The organism is Pedobacter kyonggii, assembly GCF_004310665.1.
Taxonomy (GTDB): domain Bacteria; phylum Bacteroidota; class Bacteroidia; order Sphingobacteriales; family Sphingobacteriaceae; genus Pedobacter; species Pedobacter kyonggii.
In genome coordinates this window covers 68,235-90,710 of record NZ_SIXF01000007.1, presented here as the reverse complement: position 1 = coordinate 90,710, position 22,476 = coordinate 68,235, and the positions used below count along the sequence as shown (strand labels likewise).

General features: G+C 38.2%; 18 protein-coding genes and 1 pseudogene. 8 read left to right on the top strand and 11 right to left on the bottom strand.

Features of this window, described 5'->3' with window-relative positions; translation table 11 throughout:
- The first annotated feature begins 96 nt into the window (after positions 1 to 96).
- Complete coding sequence (locus EYS08_RS09795; RefSeq protein ID WP_131029861.1) at positions 97 to 1,425, top strand: site-specific integrase; 1,329 nt, start codon at positions 97 to 99, stop codon at positions 1,423 to 1,425.
- Between the two features lie 357 nt (positions 1,426 to 1,782).
- Here the strand turns inward: EYS08_RS09795 and EYS08_RS09790 are convergent, their stop codons facing one another.
- The 3 genes from EYS08_RS09790 to EYS08_RS09780 all read right to left on the bottom strand — a co-directional run bounded on the left by EYS08_RS09790 (position 1,783) and on the right by EYS08_RS09780 (position 5,056).
- Positions 1,783 to 2,238, bottom strand: coding sequence for a hypothetical protein (locus tag EYS08_RS09790; protein ID WP_131029860.1), 456 nt, complete (start codon positions 2,236 to 2,238; stop codon positions 1,783 to 1,785).
- A gap of 4 nt (positions 2,239 to 2,242) precedes the next feature.
- The gene (locus tag EYS08_RS09785; protein WP_131029859.1) at positions 2,243 to 3,895 is read right to left on the bottom strand and encodes a hypothetical protein; all 1,653 of its coding nucleotides are present in this window, start codon (positions 3,893 to 3,895) and stop codon (positions 2,243 to 2,245) included.
- 693 nt (positions 3,896 to 4,588) lie between these two features.
- Positions 4,589 to 5,056: a helix-turn-helix domain-containing protein gene (locus EYS08_RS09780; protein WP_131029858.1), complete on the bottom strand. Its 468-nt coding sequence runs from the start codon at positions 5,054 to 5,056 to the stop codon at positions 4,589 to 4,591.
- Positions 5,057 to 5,124: 68 nt separating this feature from the next.
- Here EYS08_RS09780 and EYS08_RS09775 point away from each other — a divergent pair, with 68 nt between their 5' ends.
- From EYS08_RS09775 to EYS08_RS09765, 3 genes are all read left to right on the top strand, one after another.
- Positions 5,125 to 6,378, top strand: coding sequence for an ISL3 family transposase (locus tag EYS08_RS09775; RefSeq protein ID WP_131029857.1), 1,254 nt, complete (start codon positions 5,125 to 5,127; stop codon positions 6,376 to 6,378).
- A gap of 72 nt (positions 6,379 to 6,450) precedes the next feature.
- Complete coding sequence (locus EYS08_RS09770; RefSeq protein ID WP_165456417.1) at positions 6,451 to 6,741, top strand: transposase; 291 nt, start codon at positions 6,451 to 6,453, stop codon at positions 6,739 to 6,741.
- A gap of 57 nt (positions 6,742 to 6,798) precedes the next feature.
- Complete coding sequence (locus EYS08_RS09765; protein ID WP_244215916.1) at positions 6,799 to 7,488, top strand: LytR/AlgR family response regulator transcription factor; 690 nt, start codon at positions 6,799 to 6,801, stop codon at positions 7,486 to 7,488.
- Positions 7,489 to 7,610: 122 nt separating this feature from the next.
- Here the strand turns inward: EYS08_RS09765 and EYS08_RS09760 are convergent, their stop codons facing one another.
- The gene (locus tag EYS08_RS09760; protein ID WP_131029854.1) at positions 7,611 to 9,764 is read right to left on the bottom strand and encodes a GH92 family glycosyl hydrolase; all 2,154 of its coding nucleotides are present in this window, start codon (positions 9,762 to 9,764) and stop codon (positions 7,611 to 7,613) included.
- 224 nt (positions 9,765 to 9,988) lie between these two features.
- Here EYS08_RS09760 and EYS08_RS09755 point away from each other — a divergent pair, with 224 nt between their 5' ends.
- Both EYS08_RS09755 and EYS08_RS09750 read left to right on the top strand, forming a co-directional pair.
- Entirely contained in the window at positions 9,989 to 12,256 is a 2,268-nt protein-coding gene (locus tag EYS08_RS09755) for a glycoside hydrolase family 95 protein (protein ID WP_131029853.1), read from the top strand.
- A gap of 534 nt (positions 12,257 to 12,790) precedes the next feature.
- Entirely contained in the window at positions 12,791 to 13,144 is a 354-nt protein-coding gene (locus tag EYS08_RS09750) for a nuclear transport factor 2-like protein (protein ID WP_131029852.1), read from the top strand.
- A 377-nt stretch (positions 13,145 to 13,521) separates the two neighbouring features.
- Here EYS08_RS09750 and EYS08_RS09745 read toward each other — a convergent pair whose 3' ends face one another.
- Positions 13,522 to 14,946 carry a glycoside hydrolase family 125 protein gene (locus EYS08_RS09745; RefSeq protein WP_131029851.1) on the bottom strand — a complete coding sequence of 475 codons (1,425 nt, stop codon included), beginning with the start codon at positions 14,944 to 14,946 and terminating at the stop codon, positions 13,522 to 13,524.
- 288 nt (positions 14,947 to 15,234) lie between these two features.
- Between EYS08_RS09745 and EYS08_RS09740 the strand changes: the two genes are divergently transcribed.
- Positions 15,235 to 16,422, top strand: a complete 1,188-nt coding sequence (locus EYS08_RS09740; RefSeq protein ID WP_131029850.1) for a DUF1624 domain-containing protein — start codon at positions 15,235 to 15,237, stop codon at positions 16,420 to 16,422.
- Here EYS08_RS09740 and EYS08_RS09735 read toward each other — a convergent pair.
- The 5 genes and pseudogenes from EYS08_RS09735 to mutS form a co-directional block, all read right to left on the bottom strand.
- The gene (locus EYS08_RS09735) at positions 16,419 to 16,880 is read right to left on the bottom strand and encodes a redoxin family protein (protein WP_244215915.1); all 462 of its coding nucleotides are present in this window, start codon (positions 16,878 to 16,880) and stop codon (positions 16,419 to 16,421) included. The two genes, EYS08_RS09740 and EYS08_RS09735, sit on opposite strands and share 4 nt — an antisense overlap.
- A 31-nt stretch (positions 16,881 to 16,911) precedes the next feature.
- Positions 16,912 to 16,998 (bottom strand): annotated as a pseudogene (locus EYS08_RS26455) (thioredoxin family protein); the annotation flags it as partial.
- 33 nt (positions 16,999 to 17,031) lie between these two features.
- Positions 17,032 to 17,499, bottom strand: coding sequence for a TlpA disulfide reductase family protein (locus tag EYS08_RS09730; protein WP_131029849.1), 468 nt, complete (start codon positions 17,497 to 17,499; stop codon positions 17,032 to 17,034).
- 79 nt (positions 17,500 to 17,578) lie between these two features.
- Positions 17,579 to 18,106, bottom strand: a complete 528-nt coding sequence (locus EYS08_RS09725) for a C40 family peptidase (RefSeq protein WP_244215914.1) — start codon at positions 18,104 to 18,106, stop codon at positions 17,579 to 17,581.
- A gap of 60 nt (positions 18,107 to 18,166) precedes the next feature.
- Positions 18,167 to 20,779, bottom strand: coding sequence for a DNA mismatch repair protein MutS (gene mutS, locus EYS08_RS09720; protein WP_036669212.1), 2,613 nt, complete (start codon positions 20,777 to 20,779; stop codon positions 18,167 to 18,169).
- Positions 20,780 to 21,191: 412 nt separating this feature from the next.
- Here mutS and EYS08_RS09715 point away from each other — a divergent pair, with 412 nt between their 5' ends.
- The gene (locus EYS08_RS09715; RefSeq protein ID WP_131029848.1) at positions 21,192 to 21,506 is read left to right on the top strand and encodes an HPF/RaiA family ribosome-associated protein; all 315 of its coding nucleotides are present in this window, start codon (positions 21,192 to 21,194) and stop codon (positions 21,504 to 21,506) included.
- Positions 21,507 to 21,606: 100 nt separating this feature from the next.
- Here EYS08_RS09715 and EYS08_RS09710 read toward each other — a convergent pair whose 3' ends face one another.
- A complete protein-coding gene (locus EYS08_RS09710; protein WP_131029847.1) occupies positions 21,607 to 22,347 on the bottom strand; it encodes a menaquinone biosynthetic enzyme MqnA/MqnD family protein in 741 nt (246 codons plus the stop codon).
- Positions 22,348 to 22,476 lie beyond the last annotated feature (129 nt).

Genomic DNA, 22,476 nt, shown 5'->3' with positions numbered 1-22,476 from the left:
CGTATTAATGCATTGATAATCAACTAGTTTAATAGATGAACATCTTGTATGAATGAAACTGCAAAGCTATTTTTGTTTAACCTTAATGTTATCGTTATGAAAACTAATTTTAGCGTGCTTTTCTTCTTGAAAAAGCCAAAAAACTACACAAAAGGGGCTGTTTACTTTATCTTTTTAAGAATTACAGTAGACGGGGTTGGTGCGGAAATGTCAACAAGCAGGAATTGCGAACCGGAACGATGGAATGCAAAAGCCGGAAAAGTCATTGGTACAAAGGAAGATGTCAAAACCCTGAATGCATATCTGGAAAACATAAAAGCGGAAGTTTATGCAGCACATAGCCAGCTAAGTGTGGACGGAGCCGAAATAACGGCAGATAGTATAAAATGCAAATTCCTTGGCAAAGAAGAAAAGGCACACACCATACTGGAAGCCATAAAACTCCACAATACCAAGATGAAGGCATTGGTGGATAAAGAAGAATATGCACCCGGAACTCTTAGAAGATTTGAGGTGCTGGAAAGGCATGTAGCGGATTATGTTACCGCTAAATATGGCAGAGCGGACTTTAACTTAAAACGCATAGACCACGAGTTTATTGACGGCTTTGACTTCTACCTGCATACGGTGAAGGAAAACGACACCAATACCGCAAACAAACACATTAAAAATCTCAAAAAGATCGTTAGCATCTGCCGCAGATATAAATGGATCAGCACTGATCCCTTCTTTGGCCATACGCTAAAATCTAAACCTGTGCATCGGGAATTTCTGACTGCTGATGAATTGCAGAAGATTACTGAAAAGCAGTTCACTACCGCAAGGTTATCGCAGGTACGTGACTTTTTTCTGTTCAGTTGTTATACCGGACTTTCCTATGCGGATGTTCAAAAACTTAAACTTGCAGACATTGGTATTGGGGTAGATGGAGAACGTTGGATATTTACCTACCGGAAAAAAACAGATACAAGGGCAGCAATACCCCTGCTGCCAATAGTGGCAAGCATACTTGATAAGTACAAAGATCACCCATATTGCCTCCATAACAACAGGGCTTTACCAATTTCGAGCAATCAAAAGATGAACGAATATTTGGTTGAAATTGCGGCGCTTTCAGGCGTTAATAAAACGTTGGGTAACAGGATAGCCAAACGGACTTTTGGGACTACGGTAACTTTATTGAATGGCGTACCCATCGAAAGCGTGTCTAAAATGCTTGGACATACCAATGTACGCACCACACAACTATATGCTAAGGTACTGGACACCAAAGTAAGTGAAGATATGGCCCCGCTTATGGAAAAATTTGTTTCCCGTTACCAGCTGGTTAATAAAGTCCCAGAATCTAAAATAAGCGCAGACACATCCATTTTAAGGAAGAAGTGCACTCCGGTTTCAAAAATGACCGAAGCCGTAATATTTTAAATTGGTATGATCAATTGGTTATTTCGGTACGGTTTATCTAGGTTGAACAATGACTTTCTATTATTTTCAAATGGATTCTTAGGGGTCTACTTTTTTGTTGCATAAGGTGTTGCTTTCCAGAGTTTACAAATTCAAAAGGATAACTTGCTTTGGGGAGGTAAAAATCATTAAAATAAACCCCTATTCATAAAAACAGGGGTTTATTTATCGAGACACAATCAACAGCTACACTTTTTATTAGAATCGAACAACGAATGCGCTTAAAAACAGCACTAATGAAATTTTAAGTATAACCCCTAGTTATTCTTATCCTGACTATATAAAAAAGTTACTCCGAAACAGTATGTTTATATCCGATTATTGGTTCTCTTTCACTACCACGCTATCGTCAATGGGAGTCCTATAAGGAACGAATTGTACTTTATTCGTTCTATATTTATTACCTGGTAATACTTCTGTAATATACAGGTCATACTTATTATCAAGATAACGATTGTGTTCTGCTGAAATATCCATTAATTCTTTGAAGCTTATATAAGGATGATCTGGCTTTTTCGATACGATTTCTTCTTTCTTGTCTCCCTTTTTATTGATGTATGAAAATACTGTGTAGCTTTTATAGGGGGGAGTACACTTGCAAAAGAATGTAAAGTGGTGTTCGAAAAAACTTATCGTTTCAATTTTTAACAATCGATTAGGCGGAGATATATTTATTGTGTCTGCTAAAAAATAAATTTTCTTATTCATGCTTTGGGAAAATGCCTCAAAGATTATAGTTGATAAGATGGCGATAAAAAACAATTTCTTTTTCATGGTATTAAGGGCAAGTGGTAGGCAACTTTTTATTAGCAGGAACATTTTTTAGATTTGCTAAATTAAAAGTATTTAATTCAGCATCGGTAATTCCATACTTTGTTTTAATATTGTTAAAAGATGTGATTAGCATACCCTTGTAAATTTCGTATACATTTACTCCATTTACAATCGGAGACTGTGGGGCTGGGCCAGGATTGTTCAAACCAAATAATGCGGCCATTTGGTATTCTTTATTCGTATATGCGGTACCGTTGACGGCCTTCAATATCCCCCAGAAATTCTCGAAATATTCTTCTAAAAATATGGAATGGTCGTTGAAATTCCCACCTCCTTGGGCCGAACTCTTGGCAACCCTTTCAAAATTAACAATATTAATCGCCCATGTCGAATATCTAGTTGTATCCACAGGGAAGCCATACTGACCAGCCTTGATATAATAATTAGCATATGCATGACCAGTTTCATGGATTGCTGTTGCCTGCAATAAGAGCTGTGAAGCATTGGTCATAGCCGCGGTATTAAACCTAATAGTCGAGCTCGTTCCTGCATATTCTCCCGTTGTTCCTAAACTATAATTAGTTGTGCCAACTCCGTAATCCTGTACCGAAAAATCATATTTCAAATTTGGTAAACCCTGCATGCCAAGTGTTGTGCCGTTTGGCAATTGGATTTTCTGAAAAGGTTGAACTAGCTTTCCGTATGTCTGATTGCCTTCCAATTTGTTTAGAACTTCCTTTACCATGCATGGATAATGTTTCAAAAGGGAGTCTTGTTTCACCTCTATGGTTGGTATACTTTCCCCTCCACTGCCCCCAGTTCCGCCACCGCCCGGTGCAGCTGGTCCGCTACCCCCTCCGCAAATGGTATGTCCAACATAAAGGCTATAGACATTTTCACAATACGTATAATACCCGCCGATGTCGTAGCAATCCACCCCAATTACTTCGTATATGGGTGTTTCTATACAAGCATCAGGTAAGGCTTGCATTATTTTGCCACTACCGGACTGATGATTTATGGAAGCTAGCTTATTAGGCAATTTTACGCCACCGATCGATATGGCATTGGTCATTTTGCCATCAAGATTATGATACACTATCGTGCCTGTAAAATTGGGTTCCTTTTTTAAGAAGGTATTCTGTTCTGGGTTCGAAGAGCTGGCAAGATATTCATCACTACTAATAATGGTCATGAAATAGCCCTCAGTAGCCGTTGACGTTTTTATGAACAAGAGTCTTGTAAAGCTTTTTTTTATGTTGACCTTTTTTCCTTCAACAGGTGCTTCCGTGTTGAATTTAAATATACCCTCGGTTGTTACCGGCACTTCTATAATGGTACTGTCTGAAGATTGGTAAGATTTAGCATTTGTCCAGTCAATACTAAGTGAATGATCAACAATACCTGGGACTGCCTTGGTAGATACAAGCCCTAATGAGGAGATTTTATTGGAATTTGGTTGCCGGAAAAGTGATGTAGTCAAAGTCCTGTTGGATGTTTGACTGGAAAACCAGGCTTTTATACCAGAAATAGTTTCTGCATTCTGGAGTTTTTGCTGATTATCTTTTTTACAAGCTGCTATAATAAGCAGGATCATTAGGCAACATAATCCAATTACCTTTAATGGCATTGATAGAGCGTTGATTTTTATCATCATTGATTTAGATTGTTTTAAGTTAATTAATATTAGAGAGGATGATTGAACGAATGTAATTCCATAATTTGATAAAACAAAATATAATCAGACGAAATTGTAAATAATTAATGTATTAAATTGTCATGATATTACATATTGCTTTAATGATAAGCAATGAGCTGAGACGGTGTAATTTAAAGTGTGGTATATAGAATAAATCATATTTTTCCACTCAACACGCTATGTCACAATTGGTCAAAGCTCGGGCACTATATTCCTTGATTTCTCATTTGTAGCTTCTCCTAAGCCTCTTAAGTAATTAAGCGTTACAATCTAATGTTTTAAGTGTTCTAATATTGCTGTATTATGTTTAAATATTTTGTTATGTTATAAATCATACAAAATAAGTATCTAAAAGGATACAAAGTTTGATTGGCGGTAATCAGATTAAACTTAGTCGTTAGGGTTTTGCTCTTAACCATTATGTATTAAGTAATCATCATTAAAATGGTTCTGATGTTAAAGTGAAGATATTTAAATCAGCTTCAGTAGAGCGGGTCATTCTTTTAACCAATTTCTGTTTCAATACTCTGGGTTAAACCAAAGAAATGAGGAAATCGGTCATAGTTGTTTAATTTCGCAAATACTTGACTATTAGTGGGGGTTCCGCTAAAAGTGGTTCTTCGTCACTTTTGGTGAAAGTATATTAAAAAACTACACATTATTTGTTAGCCCCTGCTTCTTTTTAAAGGTTACACCAACTTTTTCTAGCAAGTTGTACACTTGTGCTTTCTGATACGCTAACCCGTATTCCTGTTTAATCCATTTTGCTAAGGTTGGTCCAGTCCACCTGTTTGATTCAAGCCCATAGTCTGAGGGGATCTGTTTTAGGACAACTGTTTTTATTGTTTCGAGCTGTTCATTCGACAATGCGCTATGTCGTCCTCTTCCTTTCTTGTCCTTTAGTCCTTCTATGCCTTCATTCTCAAAACGATGCACCCAGTTGGTTATCTGTTTAAAACTTATATTATGAAGTTCAGACAGCTTTCTGCTGGAATGTCCCAATGCAACCAGGTAAACAATATTAAGCCTTGCTCCAACTGTGTAAGCTTCATTCTTGTTTAAGATTTTCTTTATTTCATCAGCTTCTGCACGCTGAATCTTCAATACTGATTTCCCCACGGTAGCTTTTTTTTAAGACCAACAAATATACGTGTAAATATGTGTAATTTTATAATATACTTTTTACTATGATATCGCAATTTATACTTCCTACAAATGTGCAGCTTCGAGCTGACTCAATCCATTCGGAACCAGGAATACTATATATTGATACCTCTGTATGTCAAACCTGTTCAATTTGCCCTGTTTGTAATAAAAAGAGCAGTAAAATTCATAGTCGGTATTCCAGGACTCTTTTGGATTTACCTATTTCCGGCCATTTGTCAAAAGTTCAACTTAAAGCTAGAAAATATTTCTGTGATAACCCTGAATGCCCCAGGAAAGTCTTTACCGAACGGTTTGATTGTGAAATAAAACCATACTACAGAAGGATGATCCGATCGAATGATCTTCTCGCCAGAATGGCCCTTGAGCTTGGCGGGAATACAGGAGCAGCTATTAGCCGCTACGCCGGTGTACCTGTAAGCCCGTCCACAATATTAAGAGTGGTAAAGCGTTTGGATATCCAACCTAAAAAACTAACGTCAGGCGTTATTGGCGTAGATGACTGGGCATTTAAAAAAGGAAAAACTTACGGAACGGTCATCGTTGATTTAGCGAAAAAGGAAGTTGTAGATCTGTTGCCGGACCGGGAATCGGCTACTTTATCCGAATGGCTGAAACAACACCCCGAGATAAAAACGGTTTCAAGAGATAGATACGGTCCATATGCATTAGGTATAAAGACAGGAGCGCCTGATGCCAGTCAGGTTGCAGACCGCTTTCACCTGCTTATGAATCTCGGGAATGCGACTAAAAGGATATTTCAATCGAAGGGAAAAGAACTCAGGGAGGCATTTACACTTTATAATCAGCCGAAAAATAAGCCTGCTAAGACCGAATCAGCAGTTCAAAATATGCTACAGATTACAGAAGATATTTTAACAACTGCCAATATCAGTATTGACAAGCTGCACAAGTTCGAAAAAGTCAAAGATCTTTATAGTAAGGGTAGCAGTATAAGACAGATTGCCAAGACTGTAAAATTAACCCGTACAACCGTGAGAAAATACACGATGATGGAAAAGCTGGTTAAAAGACAGGCACATACCACAACTAATCTGGACGCCTTTATTGGTTTTTTGATGCAGGAAGAAAATAGAGTAAAAACTTACCGGGAATTGCATAAAACAACTGTTGAGATGGGTTTTAACGGGAAGTACACCCAGTTTTGCAATAAAATGAATGAGCTTAAGAATACGCAACCAGCTCTTAGACCGAAATCCACAGGTCCAATACTGGTAAAAACCTGGTCTCCCACCAGATTATCACTTATGCTATAAATGGAGCCCTGTGAACTAAAAAGAGCTGATGACAAAGATTTTCTAAAGCTTCTATTTGAAAAATACCCACAAATGAAGAAAATGGAAAAGTTAGTTAAAGGCTTTAAAAACCTATTTAAGACTAAAAAAGATGGCACGCTGAAAACCTGGATTGAAGAGGTGTTTGAATCTGATTGCGGTTTGAACAATTTTGCAAAAAACCTTTTAAAAGATTATGATGCAGTAAATAATGCAGTGATAACCAATATAAGTAATGGGCAGGTTGAAGGGCAGGTCAATCGTATTAAAACAATTAAAAGAAAGATGTACGGCAAGGCAGGGTTTCAGCTGCTAAGAAAAATGGTACTTGCAAAATCAGCATAATTCACCAAAAGTGACGGAGAGCCACTTTTTAGCGAAATCCCCAATAACTTGCACCAGTTGTTATTTAAATATTGTCCAAATGTAGAAATCATTGCCCAAGCTGGCTCAGCTATTGAAGCTCTTAATTTAATTAGGGAATTAAACCCAGATTTACTTTTTCTGGACATAGAAATGGGAGAACTTTCTGGGTTCGACTTGTTAAAATTATTAAATGGACAGCAAAATTTTGAAGTTATTTTTGTTACTGCTTTTGACAAATATGGAATACAGGCCGTTAAAGCATGCGCTATAGATTATCTGCTTAAACCCATTAATATTTTGGAACTGAGCAATGCAGTTGAAAAAGCGGCAATGCAAATTAATCCTAAAAAAGAGAATGAAAGGTTAAAGGAGTTAGTTGCCAATATAGATAGAGGAGATGATGAGCAGAGAATTGCTATCCCCCTATCAGATAAAATAGAGTTTTTAGCTATCAATAAAATCATCAGGCTCGAGGCTGAGGGTAATTACACGCATATTTACTTGGACAATAAAAAACAATACCTGGTATGTAAAACATTAAAGGAATATCAGGAATTGCTTGAAACTCATAATTTCATTAGAACACACCAGTCTCACCTGATCAACTTCCGCAAAATCTCTGCTTATGTAAAAACTGACGGTGGATACATTGCCATGGAGGATGGTAGTCAGGCTCCAATATCCAGACAAAAAAAAGATGAGGTTTTACTCAGGATCATGAAATGAAAATTTTAAACTTAGCCTAATGTTTATACCTTTAAACTAATCTTACTAAGATTGTCTATTACGATTAGCACGTTATTCTTCTAAACTATTCATGCTTCTGTCAATTCTTTTGCGTTGAGGTTTTATTTAGTACCAATTTCTACCTTACCACCATTTTTAAAAAGATCGTGGGAGATAAAATATCCGTTATTTGCTTTCCCGTTAACTTTAATGTTGGTGATTCCCCTTCCCTTCCCAGGTTTGGTTATCGTTAACAATTTTCCTGTACTGGTTTTCCACTTTACTTCATCAAAAAGTGGAGCAGTAACCAAATATTCGGCATCAGTTGCCGAGAATGGATACAATCCTAAAGAACTGAATACATACCAGGCCGACATTTCACCAGCATCATCCATTCCTGAAAGCGCCAAACCATCGCTCCCTATACCATATAGCTCATTTAAGATTTTGTCGATAATTTTTTGTGATTTTTCTGGTTTTCCAATAAGCGTATAAGCAAAAGGAGCTTCATGATCGGGCTGATTTCCCTGGCAGTACTGGCCAATCATGGTTTCAACATTCCGTGCTATATACTTCGGGTTCCAAGGCACAGTAAATAGAGAATCTAATTTGGATTCGAATCCTTTTGCACCACCATACAGTTCGATTAAACCTTTCATATCGTGTGGGGCATAAAACGAAACCTGCCAGGCATTGGCTTCCCTGTACATATATTCGTAATAAGGGTATTGTGGATTAAAGGGCTTAATCCACTCGCCATTCTCTAATCTGCCCCTCATAAAGCGCGTACCTGGATCGAACATGTTTTTATAGTTTTTCGATCTCGCCATCAAGGTACGGTAATTGCTGCTATCACCTAGTTTTTTGGCGATCTGGGCCAGCGAATAATCATCGTAAGCGTATTCCAATGTTTTAGAAACGCCCGCCTTGGCTTTAGTTTCGACATGCGGATTTTTAACATCGGGATCTGAAATATAACCCTTCTCGATATATTCTTTCACAAACGGACGGGCGCCACCATCTACATTGGCATTACGTAATAAAATCTGATAAGTACCCTTGATATCGAAATCATCTATTCCCCTCAAATAAGCGCCTGCTATAGAAGATGCGCCATGGTCGCCATGAAAAAACGTTGGGATGAAACCTGTTTTATCGCCAACCTCTTTCATCGATTTAATTACATCCAGGGTAACCTTAGGCGTAATTAAACCCAGCAGTACATCCTTATTGCGATAAGTATCCCAAAGTGAAGGTTCGGTATAATAGTCAAAATTACCCTTAACAACGTTGTGCTTAGCATCTTTAAATTCTCCGTTTACATCACTCCGCAAAGCCGGCCATAAAAAAGAGCGGTACAAACAAGAATATAACATTTGCTTCTGTTTTTCGGTACCACCCTTTACTTGTATCGTAGATAAAAGTGTTTCCCATTTTGCTGTCGCTTCATTACGGATCTCCGAAAAAGTCTTGTTGCCAATCTCTTTTTCCAGGTTTTCTTTGGCGTTAGCTGTACTTACAAATGATAAACCGATTTTAAGTTCTACAGGCGCTGTACCATCATCAGCCAGGTGCATAATTGCATAGCCTGAGCGTTTACCTACATCAATCTGATCAAGTTTTTCGATCTTGGCATTTACCGTTGCGTAGAAGTAAATATTCTCCCCTCCCTGAAAGCCTTGTATAGCAGAAGTACCAGCTTGCTCGATATTCCATGTAGAAACCCTGCTATTGGCCTTTCCCATGTCGAAAAGAATCTGTCTGTTAGTAGGATTCTTATAGTCATATTGATGAAATCCACACCTCAAAGTTGAAGTAAGCTTTACATTTATCTCATAATCATTTAGATAAGCCTGATAAAAACCTGGTGCTGAACTTTCATTTTTGTGCGAAAATTTAGATCCGAACTTACCATTAGCATTTGATAGTGGTAGAATTGGAATATTGCACAGGTTCCAGTGCCCTTTATTGGTGTGTGCAAAGCCATAAATGGTATCATCTTCATATTCGTAGCCAGCTCCAGATCCAAATTCGGTAATCGGACTTAACTGCACCATAGCATTGGGTAATGAGCTACCTGGAAAAGTTAAACCCGCCCATGATCGCCAGCCCTGTGGCAACTCATAACCTAAAATTTTAGGATCGGTTAAGGGCGCTGTGCCGATAAAAGTATTTACATACTTGGTAAAAGATGTTTTGGATTGACTTTGAGCAGTATATACGCTTGTAAGGCTCAAAAACAAAATTAAGGTTAGCAATTTGGTTAGTGATTTCATTTTACATAAAACGTTTTAGTGTGTTGTATCAAATATAGAAAATCTATTAAAATCCAATCTAAAATATCATAATAGTTACCAACCAAAATTTCGCTGGTGCAAATGATCGCATGCTTAAATAATTGAATAGTATGCCAATAATCGATATGTATTCGCCTGCTTGGCCAATAGCACAATCGTTTGATTATCTATATATTTGAATACACACTAATCAAATAATCAACATGTTTTTTAATTGCAAGCAAGCTATTCTCTGCACGCTAATCTCATTTTTAGCTTTTAGCTTTTTCACATCAGCTTTCGCTCAAAAGAAAGAAAAACCATCTTTATTGCTTTGGGACGATAAACCTGCAAAGAACTGGATGACAGAAGCCTACCCCATTGGTAATGGTCGCATTGGCGGTATGATTTTCGGCGATGTAAACCAAGAACATATTCAGTTTAATGATAACACGCTCTGGACAGGAGATGAAAATGATCGGGGCATGTACCAGGCTTTTGGCGATATATTTATTGATTTCAATAATAAAGATCAAAATTTCAGTAATTACACACGAAAAATAAATCTAACTGATGCGGTCCATTCCATCAGTTACACTCAAAATGGGACCGCCTATAAACGTGAATATTTCTGCAGCTTTCCGGATAAAGTAATGGTTTTAAGGTTAACTTCTGATCAAAAAAAATCATACTCAGGCACGGTTAGACTTAAAAACGCACATCAGGGCAATATAACCGTAAATGGAAATACCATCCAGTTTACTGGTAAGTTATCCAACGGAATGCCTTATCAGGCCACTGCTTTGGTTAAAATCGAAAATGGTAGTAGCCATGCAGTTAAAGACAACGATGGCGAAAAATTAAAAATAGAAAATGCCGATGCCATAACCATCCTCTTTACCGCTGCTACTAATTATATTAACAAACGTAGCCAAAATTGGAAGGGAGAAGAACCTGCTTCTAAGATAGACCGCATACTGAAACAAGCAGTTACAAAATCATATTCAAATCTGTTAAAAGCACATGTTCAGGATTACCAGCAATTATTTAACCGTTTGGCGATTAATTTAGGTGAGCATGATATTAAAAACAACAGTTTACCAACTTATCAAAGACTTATCAATTATAAAAAAACTCCTGATCCTGACTTAGAAGCATTAATCTTTCAATACGGAAGATACCTCCTGATCAGTTCATCACGACCTGGAGGTTTACCAGCCAACCTGCAAGGTCTATGGAACGAAAGCAATACTCCGCCTTGGGGCAGCGATTATCATTCTAACATCAACATCCAGATGAATTATTGGCTGGCTGAGCCGACTAATCTTTCTGAATGTCAGATCCCATATCTAGATTACATTAACAGCATGCGAGAAGTGAGTGCTGTAGCTACACGCAAACAATATCCAAATACTCGTGGCTGGACCGTAAAAACTGAAAATAATATTTTCGGTGGAATGAGTTTTTTATGGAACACGCCTGGTAGCGCATGGTATGCACAAGCACTGTGGGAGCATTACGCTTTTACGAAAGACAAAGATTATTTAAAGAATTTTGCTTACCCAATTATCAAAGAAATCTCCGAGTTTTGGGACGACCACTTAAAAAGAAGGCCAGATGGTACTTTGTTGTCACCGTTAGGCTGGTCGCCAGAGCATGGGCCAACTGAAGATGGCGTAACGCACGATCAGCAAATTGTGTACGATTTATTCACCAATTATATAGAAGCAGCCGAAGTTTTAGGCATTGATGGTGAATACAAAAAACACATTGCAGACCTTAAAGCACACTTATTAAAGCCTAAAATTGGCAAATGGGGCCAATTGCAGGAATGGGAAACCGACCGTGATGATCCCAAAGATCAACATAGACACATTTCTCATCTGTTTGGCCTGCATCCAGGGAGAGAAATCAGCACCATTAAAACACCAGAACTTGCCAAAGCCGCAAGGGTAACTTTAACGGCCCGTGGCGACGAATCAACAGGATGGTCTATGGCTTGGAAGATTAACTTTTGGGCCAGACTACAGGATGGAAATCATGCCTACAAAATATTACAGAACTTCATTACGCCAGTAGGTGGCTCAGGTACCGATTACAATAAAGGTGGTGGCATTTACACCAATCTTTTCTGTGCACATCCACCCTTCCAGATTGATGGAAATTTTGGTTATACTGCAGGCGTTTCAGAAATGCTCTTACAAAGCCAGGCTGGTGAATTGCAATTTTTACCTGCCCTGCCCGATCAATGGTCAACAGGAAGTATTCAAGGTATAAGAGCCAGGGGTAACTTCGAAATTACCGATCTGCAGTGGAAAGATGGTAAAATTATAAAGCTGTCGATCAAATCGTTATCAGGCGAAGATTGTATTGTTAGATCTCCTAATGCGTTGAAAACTAAGCTCAAAGGTATAAACAAAGAAAAATCAGGAAGTGACTTTAAATACAGTTTTAAAACACAAGCTGGAAAAGTATATAGTTTTGAAGGATAGTATAGTCGTCATTGCGAGAAGGCTTTTTCAGCCGACGAAGCAATCTTAAAACGATCGCCACCAGCATGCGCTTTAAGGTTGCTTCTGGTGTTATAATGATGTTTATGTAAAAAACTGATAATCAGTGTATTTTTTTTACCATCTAAGACATTTAAGGGCCCTATAAGCTTACATGTTCTTCTATTTCTTATATGGTGAAGACCGAAATTTGCTGTTTTATATAATCTCTTTAAATCTGTGTTCCTTTCTGCGCCATCAGCGGAAACAATTGATAGATGATTTATGTATTGCCCGCAGATCTAAAAAGATTAGAAACTCGTATCAAGCAGAGTTGATGGTACGAGTGGATGTAGATTTAAGATAGGTTTTGCTTCATTGAGCCTATAAACGTCATCCCAATTTTTTTCAGGTAGAGGCCCTGATGAGTACAGCAATGACGTCCCTTTTATTAAATCTTTCGTTTGTTGCTCACCAAGTCACTTCATTCCAAACATTTCAGTGCTAACATTCGTTTAATCGTAAATAGACCCTGTTATGAGCACATCCGATAAACTATTAACCGAACATAACGCTAAAGTTGTTGTACTAGATTTCATCAATGCCTTAAACACCGAAAACTTTGAAATGGCCAGAGCACAACTGCATGACGATATGTCTTTTAAAGGCGTTATGGGTGAAAGAAACGGCGCAGATATTTACATCGAAGACATGAAGAAAATGAAATTCAAATACGATGTTAAAAAAGTATTTTTAAATTTTGAGGATGTTTGTTTGTGGTACGACATAAACATGGGGAAAAGCACTATCTATGCCTGTGGCTGGTACCAATTAGCCAACGAAAAGATTAAATCGTTCCAGGTGATTTTTGATCCGAGACCAATTTTATAATCAGCAAACCTGTTTGAGTTTCTTTACGATTATGTAACTGATTTCCAACCGAAAAAGAAACATTAAAAACTCATCCGTTTCACTGATTTCAATACTTTTAACGGTGCCAGATTGGCCCTTTCCATTTGTTATAACCTCTCCTACCTTAATTTCTAAAAGTGTAGACGTAGGCAAATTATCATTTATTATAGTCATTTTTTTAAAGGTATTGCAGTGTGAATATTTTTTTTTAAACGTAGAAGATACCTTATTGTTCCATTAGGGGGTATTGGCAATTTCTGATGCAATGTATGGAAGGGTAAAACGAAACCGTATTGATTATGAATTGAACTGATACCAAAATCAGTCATTAACAACAATCAATACGGTCGGTTATATTAAGCTTTTAATAAAGCTGGTTTTTCGTGGTAGGTTCTCCAAAGTAACTCACCAAATAAGGTGTTAGACCAGGCAAACCAAGCTCTTGTAAAGTTTGCAGGGTTATCTTTATTGAAAGACTCGTGCATGAAACCTTTACCAGCGTGTGTTTTGCGTAACATTTCGATACAGGCTTTAATCTCGGCATCATCTTTCGAGGTTAGGGCACGCATGGTGATACTCATTGGCCAGATCATATCCTGACCAGCGTGTGGCCCACCAATTCCCTCGGCAGCTGTACCTTTAAAGAAATATGGATTGTCTTTGGAAAGGGCGAATTTTCTTGTGTTCTGATAGATCGGATCTTCAATTTTCATTGCGCCTAAATAAGGTAAACCCAACAAGCTTGGCACATTAGAATCGTCCATCAGATACGAACTTCCAAAACCATCTACCTCAAAGGCATAAATTTTACCATATTTTGGATGATTAACGATAGCGTGTTTTTGTAGCGCCGCACTCACTTCATCAGCCAGGTTTAACAAACCGCTTTCCAAAGCCTGGTCATGCTGTAAAGCTTTAATCATTTCTGCTGCCTGTTTTAAGCTCGATACCGCAAAAAAGTTAGAAGGAACCAGAAATGGGAAAATGGTAGCATCATCACTCGGACGGAAAGCAGAACAGATTAATCCGACTGGATTTACCGGAAAACCATAACCAGCCATCGGTAATGAATCGGTAGGTTGGGTAGTTTCGCGCTGAAAATGATATGGCCCTTTATCCGTTTTTCGTTGTTGTTCTTTAAATGTTTTTAATGTAGCTTCAATTCCTTTTTTCCAATTGGTATCAAAAGGTGTTTTATCACCTGTTTTTTTCCAGTAATGGTAAGCCAGGCGGATCGGATAACATAAAGAATCTATTTCCCATTTACGCTCGTGTACACCAGGCTGCATGGCAGTTTTATCGGTTTTCCACTCACCTACCTTTGTGGCATCGCCATAAAAAGCATTTGCATAAGGATCTTTTAAAACACATTTTGTTTGGTGGATAATTACACCCGCTATTAATTTTTTAAGTGCTTCATCTTCGTTTACGAACTGAAGGTATGGCCAAACCTGTGCTGAGCTATCTCGCAACCACATCGCATCAATATCACCGGTAATAACATAAGTATCTGGTCTGCCCTCTTTTTCTGAATGATAAACCGTAGTATCTAAAGTATTGGGGAAACAGTTTTCGAACAACCAGGCCAATTCGGGGTTTTTAACGTTTGCCTGGAAAGTTTTAATTGCGGCATCTACAGCTTTACTTTGAAAGTGTCGTTTTGCAGCAGCTACACGTACCACAGGGAATTCTGGCGCGAGATTAGCGGCAAAAGACAATTTCGATGCGACAACTCCTGCCCCTAACAAGCCTGTGTTTTGTATAAATGTTCTTCTTTTCATTATGATGTGTTATGATATTTTGGTTTAAATTCTACTAAACGAAATCTATACTTTATCGATTATGATAAATAGTAGTGGTAAGATTTTATTCGGTTAGCGCTTAACAAATATTATGATAATTTTTCGAACATCAAAATCATTATCGTCAATTAAACTATTCCTAAATCGATTTTCTTATGCATTATACTGAAATAGACTCAGATCACATTTTTGATGTGCCTAAAGGTAATAATTATGCCTGCAAAAATAATTTTGAATGAGTATATTTAAATAACCAAACCTATTCTTATGAATGCTGATAACATTACCCTATCTAAACGTATTTTATCTATTGATATACTCCGCGGATTAGTGATGATCATTATGGCGCTGGATCATACGAGAGATTTCTTTCATGTTGGCGCCATGACCGGCGATCCGCTAAATCCAGATACTACTACAGGAATGTTGTTTTTTACCCGTTGGATTACGCATTTCTGTGCACCAACCTTTGTTTTCTTATCAGGATTATCGGCCTATTTATCGGCACAGAACAAAACAGCAGCTCAGGCAAGTTCATTTTTATTAAAACGGGGTGTATGGTTAATCCTGATAGAAATTATTGTGATCACATTCGGGTTAACTTTTAATCCAACCTATAATTTTATTATTCTTCAGGTAATCTGGGCTATAGGCACCAGTATGATATTCCTAGGATTGGCCAGTCGTATTTCTTATAAAACTGTGCTGATAACCGGCCTGATATTGGTTTTTGGCCATAATCTTTTCAATTTATTCCCTGCTCCAGCAGATTCAAATGGTGGCTTGATTTTAAAAATATTTTTCACGGCATCAGGAACCGTTATGCCGCTCTCTGCCAATCATTTTGTCGGTGTATTTTATGCCATCCTCCCATGGACGGGTGTAATGTTTATAGGTTATGGAATTGGAGCCTGGTATAAAAAAGGTTACGCTGCCGACCGCCGACAACGCAATTTACTAATTGTAGGTCTGCTCACCATCTTTGTATTTATCTCTCTGAGGTTGATCAATCTATATGGCGATCCTGTTCCGCGGAAAGAACATCACGATTTCTTTAAGAACCTGCTTACTTTTTTTAACGTAAACAAATATCCGCCATCTTTACAGTATATCGCGATGACTTTAGGCCCGGCCATGCTATTTTTGGCTTTTACAGAAAACCTGAGCAACCGGTTTACCAGGATAGCCTCTGTATATGGTGCTGTTCCCTTCTTCTATTATGTCCTGCACTTTTATCTGTTGCACACCCTCTTAATCGTTGTATTTTTTGCCACAGGGCACAGTACCAAAGAAATTGTACAGGTTCCATTTTGGTTTAGGCCTGCAGCCTTTGGCTTTAGTTTACCAATAGTGTATTTAATATGGCTTTGTGCAGTAGCCGCTTTGTATCTTCCTTGCAGGTGGTTTAAACGATATAAGGAAACACACCGGCAATGGTGGTTAAGCTATGTTTAGCCTTTTTTCCATTTTATACCACAGCCAACAGCTTTAGTTGATGCAATTGCAGGCTTTTTACCGATGGATAGTTCGTTAACTGCATTTTTAACATACTCCACTTTTGTACTGTTTGCTTCTTCTGGATCGTTATCTATAGCACCAATGTACTCAACCACATTTCCTTTGTCGGTTTTGTTCAGCACAAAAACATGTGGCGTTCTGGTAGCGCCAAACTGTTTGGTTACCACATGATCGGGATCTAACAGATAAGGGAAACTGAATTTCTTTTCTGAGGCCAGTGCCTGCATTTTTTGGAAACTTTCGTCCGGAACGGCTCCGGCATCGTTTGGATTAATAGCCACAACAGGATAACCCTTTGCCGCGTAAGTTGCATTTAAAGCCCGAGATACGGTCTTGATAAGCTTTTGCCACGGGGCAAGTGTTACAGGTAAAAACAACAATATAACCCTTTGCATCCTTGTAATCGGCCAGGGCCACGATTTTGTTATTTACGTTTTTCAATGAGAAATCTTTTACTACATCCCCCACTTTATAACCTTCAGTCTGGGCAAATGCGAATCCTGAGATTAGCATAAAAGCCATTAAAATCAATCTTTTCATAACGATCTATTTTAAGTTTAACAAAGTATTTTTCAGTTCAGTTTCTGTAAATTCTTTCTCATAAAAACGTCGGGCTTTCTTGTTCACAAATAATGTAGCAGGAATAGCGCCCGACCATTTTTTGTCGATCCGTTCAATATACTGTTGCTGATCGGGTTCGTTTAAAAGAAATACTTCGGCATTAATTTTATTGTTCAACACAAATGGAATCACTTCCTTTTGCAATTTTGACTTGAAATCCAAACTCACCAAAAGCACCTTAACAGGCTTTTTTAAATTGGCTAAACGTAATTTCTCGAAATTCGGCAATTCAGCCACACATGGCGAACACCAGGTAGCCCAAAAATTGATTACATAAGTCGTATCTTTTCCATTGGCAATGCGTTTATCCAACTCATCCAATTTGAGTAGTTTCGCCTGAGCATCAACCGAATAAGTAATTAAAGATAAGCAGATTATAAAAAATATACGCATAAATGAATAACGAAATTTGGTGGGGATTGTTTTATCATTATTTGTCATTCTGAATGCAGTGAAGAATGACAGTAAGAAACTAATTCACCGATCCCGATTTAACCAATACACGTTGATAAGCAGGAAGCGTTAAATCATCAACAATTACGCCCCTGGTAGTGCTGGCATGAACAAAAAAACCATTATTGAGGTATACGCCCACATGATCTACATCATTTCCGCCAAAAGAGAAAAACACCAGATCTCCCTCCTTTAAATTATCTATATTTTTACGCTTCACCACATTGGCTTGCTCGCGTGAAATACGCGGAAGTGTAACCCCGTAAATTTCTTTCTCCAATAAAAAGGCAAAACCAGAACAATCAATACCGTCTTTATCTAAACCTCCGAAACGGTATTTTACACCTGTCCAATCGGTAATGAAACGATAGAGTGGTTTGCTCTGTAAATTTGCCATGGCATCAGCCGCTTTGGAAGCTTTAGTGTCACTTTTAACCGTATACTTTCGGGTACCGCATGATGCAAGGAATATCAAAAGTGCTATTAAATAAAAAACATTTCTTTTGAGGTGGAAGGTAAAAGGCATAAGGTTTAAGGTAAGCTGCATAAATATGATATTAATGTATTAGAGATTAAAGATGTTTTGTCCTTAAACCTCTAACCTTTCTTAATTCTTAATCAATCGTTGTATTTCATCCAGTTTCAATAAAGCTTCAACAGGCGTTAATGCATTTACATCCAAATTATTCAATGTATCGCGGATTTTAACCAGAACAGGATCATCAATAGCGAACATCTGTAACTGATAAGCCTGGTTCTGCACTTTTTTAATGCTGTCTTTTATACTTTGCCCCTCTGTACGGTCTATTTCCAGTTTTTTCAATATCTCGTTAGCACGACCAATTAATTTTGTTGGCATACCGGCCATTTTTGCAACGTGTATACCAAAACTATGTTCACTGCCCCCGGGAACCAGCTTCCGTAAAAAGATTACCTTATTGGTCATTTCTTTTACAGACACATTAAAGTTTTTAATTCTCGGCATGGTATTGGCCAGCTCATTTAACTCATGGTAGTGGGTGGCAAATAAGGTTTTTGGTCTGGCAGTTGGATGTTGATGCAAAAACTCTGCAATGGCCCAGGCAATTGAAATACCATCGTAGGTACTCGTTCCTCGGCCAATCTCATCGAGTAAGATTAAACTGTCATCCGAAATGTTGTTCAAAATACTGGCCGTCTCATTCATTTCGACCATAAACGTACTTTCTCCTGAAGAAATATTGTCAGATGCTCCTACCCGGGTAAAAATCTTATCTACAATACCAACCTCAGCATCTTTTGCAGGAACGAAGGAACCCATTTGTGCCATCAGTACAATCAGCGCAGTTTGCCTTAAAATGGCCGACTTACCCGCCATGTTGGGACCAGTAATCATAATAATCTGCTGACTTTCCGTGTCGAGATATACATCATTGGTAATGTATTCCTCCCCAACGGGCAGTTGTTTCTCAATTACCGGGTGGCGGCCACCTTTAATATCGAGCACTTTATTTTCGGTAACTTTTGGCTTGTTATAATGGTTTTTGGCCGCTAACTGTGCGAAACACAGTAAACAATCCAGCTGCGCAATTAAAAACGAATCAAGTTGGATGGGTTTGATGTAACTGGCTGTTTCGTACATCAGTTCGTTGTACAAACGGATTTCGATAGCCTGTATCTTCTCTTCCGCCCCTAAAATCTGATCTTCGTATTCTTTAAGCTCTGGCGTAATGTAACGTTCGGCATTTACAAGTGTTTGTTTACGGATCCAGCCCGCTGGAACTTTATCTTTATGGGTATGGGTAACTTCTAAATAATAACCAAAAACGTTATTGAAGGCAATTTTTAACGATGGTATTCCCGTTGCCTCTGCTTCACGTTTTTGGATCTGCACCAGATAATCTTTACCACCAAAAGCTATTTTACGCAAACGGTCTAAATCTTCATCAATTCCATCTGCAATTACATTCCCTTTAATCAGCAAAGCTGGTGGTTCGGGCTGTAATTCCCTTTCAATTCTCTCCCTAATGGCCAAACATGGATTTAACTGATCTGCTATTTTAATCAGAAAAGGGTTTTTAGAATCGGCAGCCAGTTTTTTAACCGCCTCAATATGGTAAAGTGCACGTTTTAAAGCAACCAATTCTCTCGGACCAACGCGTTGAAGGCCTACTTTAGAAATGAGTCGTTCTAAATCGCCAATCTGTTTTATGTTATTTAGAAATTCGCCTTGTAATTCTTCATGTTTTACAAAATATTCCACCATTCCAAGTCGCTCCTGGATTGGTTTCAATTCTTTTAATGGCATAATGATCCACTTCTGCAACAAACGTGCACCCATTGGCGTACAGGTATGATCCAAAATATCGAACAGGGTTACGGCGTTGTCGTTAGGCGAATTCACCAATTCCAGGTTTCGGATCGTGAAACGGTCTAACCACATGTAACGGTCTTCCTCAATACGGCCGATAGAGCTGATGTGTTGTAGATTACGGTGCTCAGTTTCGCCCAAATAGTGTAGAATAACACCTGCTGCAACAATTCCGCTCTGCAAACGCTCTACTCCAAAACCTTTTAACGAAGAAACCTCAAAGTGTTTCATCAGGGTTTCGTTCCCGAAATCAGTGGTAAAAGGCCATTCGTCTAAACCAAAAGTATAAAAACGGTCGCCGAAGTGCTCGGTAAATGCCTGTCGTTTCGATTTCTGGAAAATAACTTCTGTTGGCTTAAAGCCTTGCAAAAGTTTATCGATATAATCGCTGTTGCCCTGTGCAATTAAAAATTCACCTGTCGATATATCTAAAAATGAAACGCCTAGTTGTGTTTTATCAAAAAAAACACAGGCCAGGAAATTGTTCGATTTTTGGTTTACAATATTATCACCGTAAGCTACTCCGGGCGTAACCAATTCTGTTACACCACGTTTAACAATGGTTTTTGTGGTTTTAGGGTCTTCCAGCTGATCGCAAATGGCTACGCGTTGCCCCGCCCGAACGAGTTTGGATAAATAATTATCTAATGAGTGATGCGGAAAACCAGCCAGTTCTAAAGCACCGCCATTAGGCCCAGTACCTCTTCTGGTTAATACGATGCCTAATATCTGTGCCGTTTTAATGGCATCTTCGCCAAAGGTTTCATAAAAATCGCCAACCCTAAATAGTAAAAGTGCGCCCGGATACTTCGCTTTAATCGCGTTGTATTGCTGCATTAACGGGGTTTCTTTATTCGTGTCTTTAGCCAAAACTGAAATTAATTTACAAAAGCCATAAAGATAACACGAATAAGCATTTTACAGCTGTTTTGTTGAAAAGTTAAAAGATTGTTAGTTTGTTTAGCCGCTTAAATCTTTAAATCTGCTATTTGAGAGGCATCCCAGTTAACCAGTTTATACAATTTAAACAGTTCACCACTATTTGGAAATGAAGGGTTCTGTGCATTTCGGGGCATACAGTCCTGCTATCCACTTTACTTCGTTACACTCGTGCTCGTTCCTATCAGGTTTATGAGCAAGGGTCTGTTTTAACCTTGTTGCATAAGAGTGTTCTTCCTTCGGCTAATCAGTTTATGCAATTTATGTAGTTAACCATTATTCTTAAAACGTTTCTCGGAGTTGTGTGTTACATTAATATAAATTTATACCTAATATTTTAATTATGACGATCCAACTGAATACCGACAAAAACTTAACCATACACCAAGAATACGACGAAAAAATCCAGACACAGTTAAATGAAGGCTTGAGCAGATACAGCGATCTAATTACGCGCTTAGAGGTTCATCTCTCTGATGAAAACGGCAGCAAAGATGGCTTAGATGATAAAAGATGTTTGTTGGAGGCCAGAATAACTGGAAAAGAACCTATAGCCGTTACCAATATGGGTAACACCTACGACTTGGCCATTTCAGGCGCTTTAACGAAATTAAAAAGTACACTCGAAAAAGTGGCCGGAAAAATGAAAGCGCACTAGATTTCTTTAGCGTGGACGTCATTCCCGCCTGCGCGGGAATCTTAAAGCAATCATAGCAATGCATTAAGATTCCCAATCAAGTTGGGAATGACGATTTTATTTATATACTTACTTTTTCCAGTTCTTCAATATATCCCAAAAACAGATTTAATGCTTTTTTTCTATCATCGGTAACCTCAAATTGAAGTTTGTGGTAAAGGTAATCTTCCAGGTCGAAATTCGGCACTTCCTGTAGCTCCTGCAAAACTTCTTTTCTATGCGCTAAGCCAAATTTTAAAGCGGCATTAAATTCAGCCTTAAATTCTTGTGAGATTTCTTTGTTGGCCACCCAGGCAGCATACATAAAGGGTAATCCGGTAAAGTTTTTCCACTCTTCGCCCATGTCGTAAGCATATGCGAAGTCTTCTTTTTTACCAAAGGTTCTATCACCGATTAAAACAAAAGCATCGGTTTTTGCAGCAGGGTCGGTAGTAAACTCCACTTCTTTTTTCCAATGGAACTTAAGCAATACTTTGGCTAAATTGTTCGAAGTACGCGAGTGGGTATCCAGTCTTACCGTTTTAATTTCCTGGGCAGGAACTTCACTAAAAATGAATACAGAATTTACACCTCCATCACTTCCAATACAATAATCGGCTACAATATTGGCATTTGGAACCAAGGGAATAGCTGCTACAGGCATTAAACCGATATCAACCTGACCGTTAATTACTTTAGCTGCGCAATCTGAAGGGATATCTAAACTTAAATCAATTTTATTTATAATGTCCGAATGTTCTAATCCGTATATAAAAGCTTTGGTATTGGTATAGGCAACAGCCGATATTTTAATCTTATTCAAGGTGTTATGTTAAATCTTTTATTATCACTCGCCATGGTGCGTGTCCTCACGAACCATTATATAAATCGCAATTTATTACTATCAGATCCTGAAACAAATCCGATAGCTATCGAATCAGGATGACGAATT

Bases quoted from the DNA above. Each gene is read 5' to 3' on its own strand.
- EYS08_RS09795 (WP_131029861.1), top strand. From the start codon at position 97: ATGAAAACTAATTTTAGCGTGCTTTTCTTCTTGAAAAAGCCAAAAAAC.
- EYS08_RS09790 (WP_131029860.1), bottom strand. From the start codon at position 2,238: ATGAAAAAGAAATTGTTTTTTATCGCCATCTTATCAACTATAATCTTT.
- EYS08_RS09785 (WP_131029859.1), bottom strand. From the start codon at position 3,895: ATGATGATAAAAATCAACGCTCTATCAATGCCATTAAAGGTAATTGGA.
- EYS08_RS09775 (WP_131029857.1), top strand. From the start codon at position 5,125: ATGATATCGCAATTTATACTTCCTACAAATGTGCAGCTTCGAGCTGAC.
- EYS08_RS09770 (WP_165456417.1), top strand. From the start codon at position 6,451: ATGAAGAAAATGGAAAAGTTAGTTAAAGGCTTTAAAAACCTATTTAAG.
- EYS08_RS09760 (WP_131029854.1), bottom strand. From the start codon at position 9,764: ATGAAATCACTAACCAAATTGCTAACCTTAATTTTGTTTTTGAGCCTT.
- EYS08_RS09755 (WP_131029853.1), top strand. From the start codon at position 9,989: ATGTTTTTTAATTGCAAGCAAGCTATTCTCTGCACGCTAATCTCATTT.
- EYS08_RS09750 (WP_131029852.1), top strand. From the start codon at position 12,791: ATGAGCACATCCGATAAACTATTAACCGAACATAACGCTAAAGTTGTT.
- EYS08_RS09745 (WP_131029851.1), bottom strand. From the start codon at position 14,946: ATGAAAAGAAGAACATTTATACAAAACACAGGCTTGTTAGGGGCAGGA.
- EYS08_RS09740 (WP_131029850.1), top strand. From the start codon at position 15,235: ATGAATGCTGATAACATTACCCTATCTAAACGTATTTTATCTATTGAT.
- EYS08_RS09735 (WP_244215915.1), bottom strand. From the start codon at position 16,880: ATGCAAAGGGTTATATTGTTGTTTTTACCTGTAACACTTGCCCCGTGG.
- EYS08_RS09730 (WP_131029849.1), bottom strand. From the start codon at position 17,499: ATGCGTATATTTTTTATAATCTGCTTATCTTTAATTACTTATTCGGTT.
- EYS08_RS09725 (WP_244215914.1), bottom strand. From the start codon at position 18,106: ATGCAGCTTACCTTAAACCTTATGCCTTTTACCTTCCACCTCAAAAGA.
- EYS08_RS09715 (WP_131029848.1), top strand. From the start codon at position 21,192: ATGACGATCCAACTGAATACCGACAAAAACTTAACCATACACCAAGAA.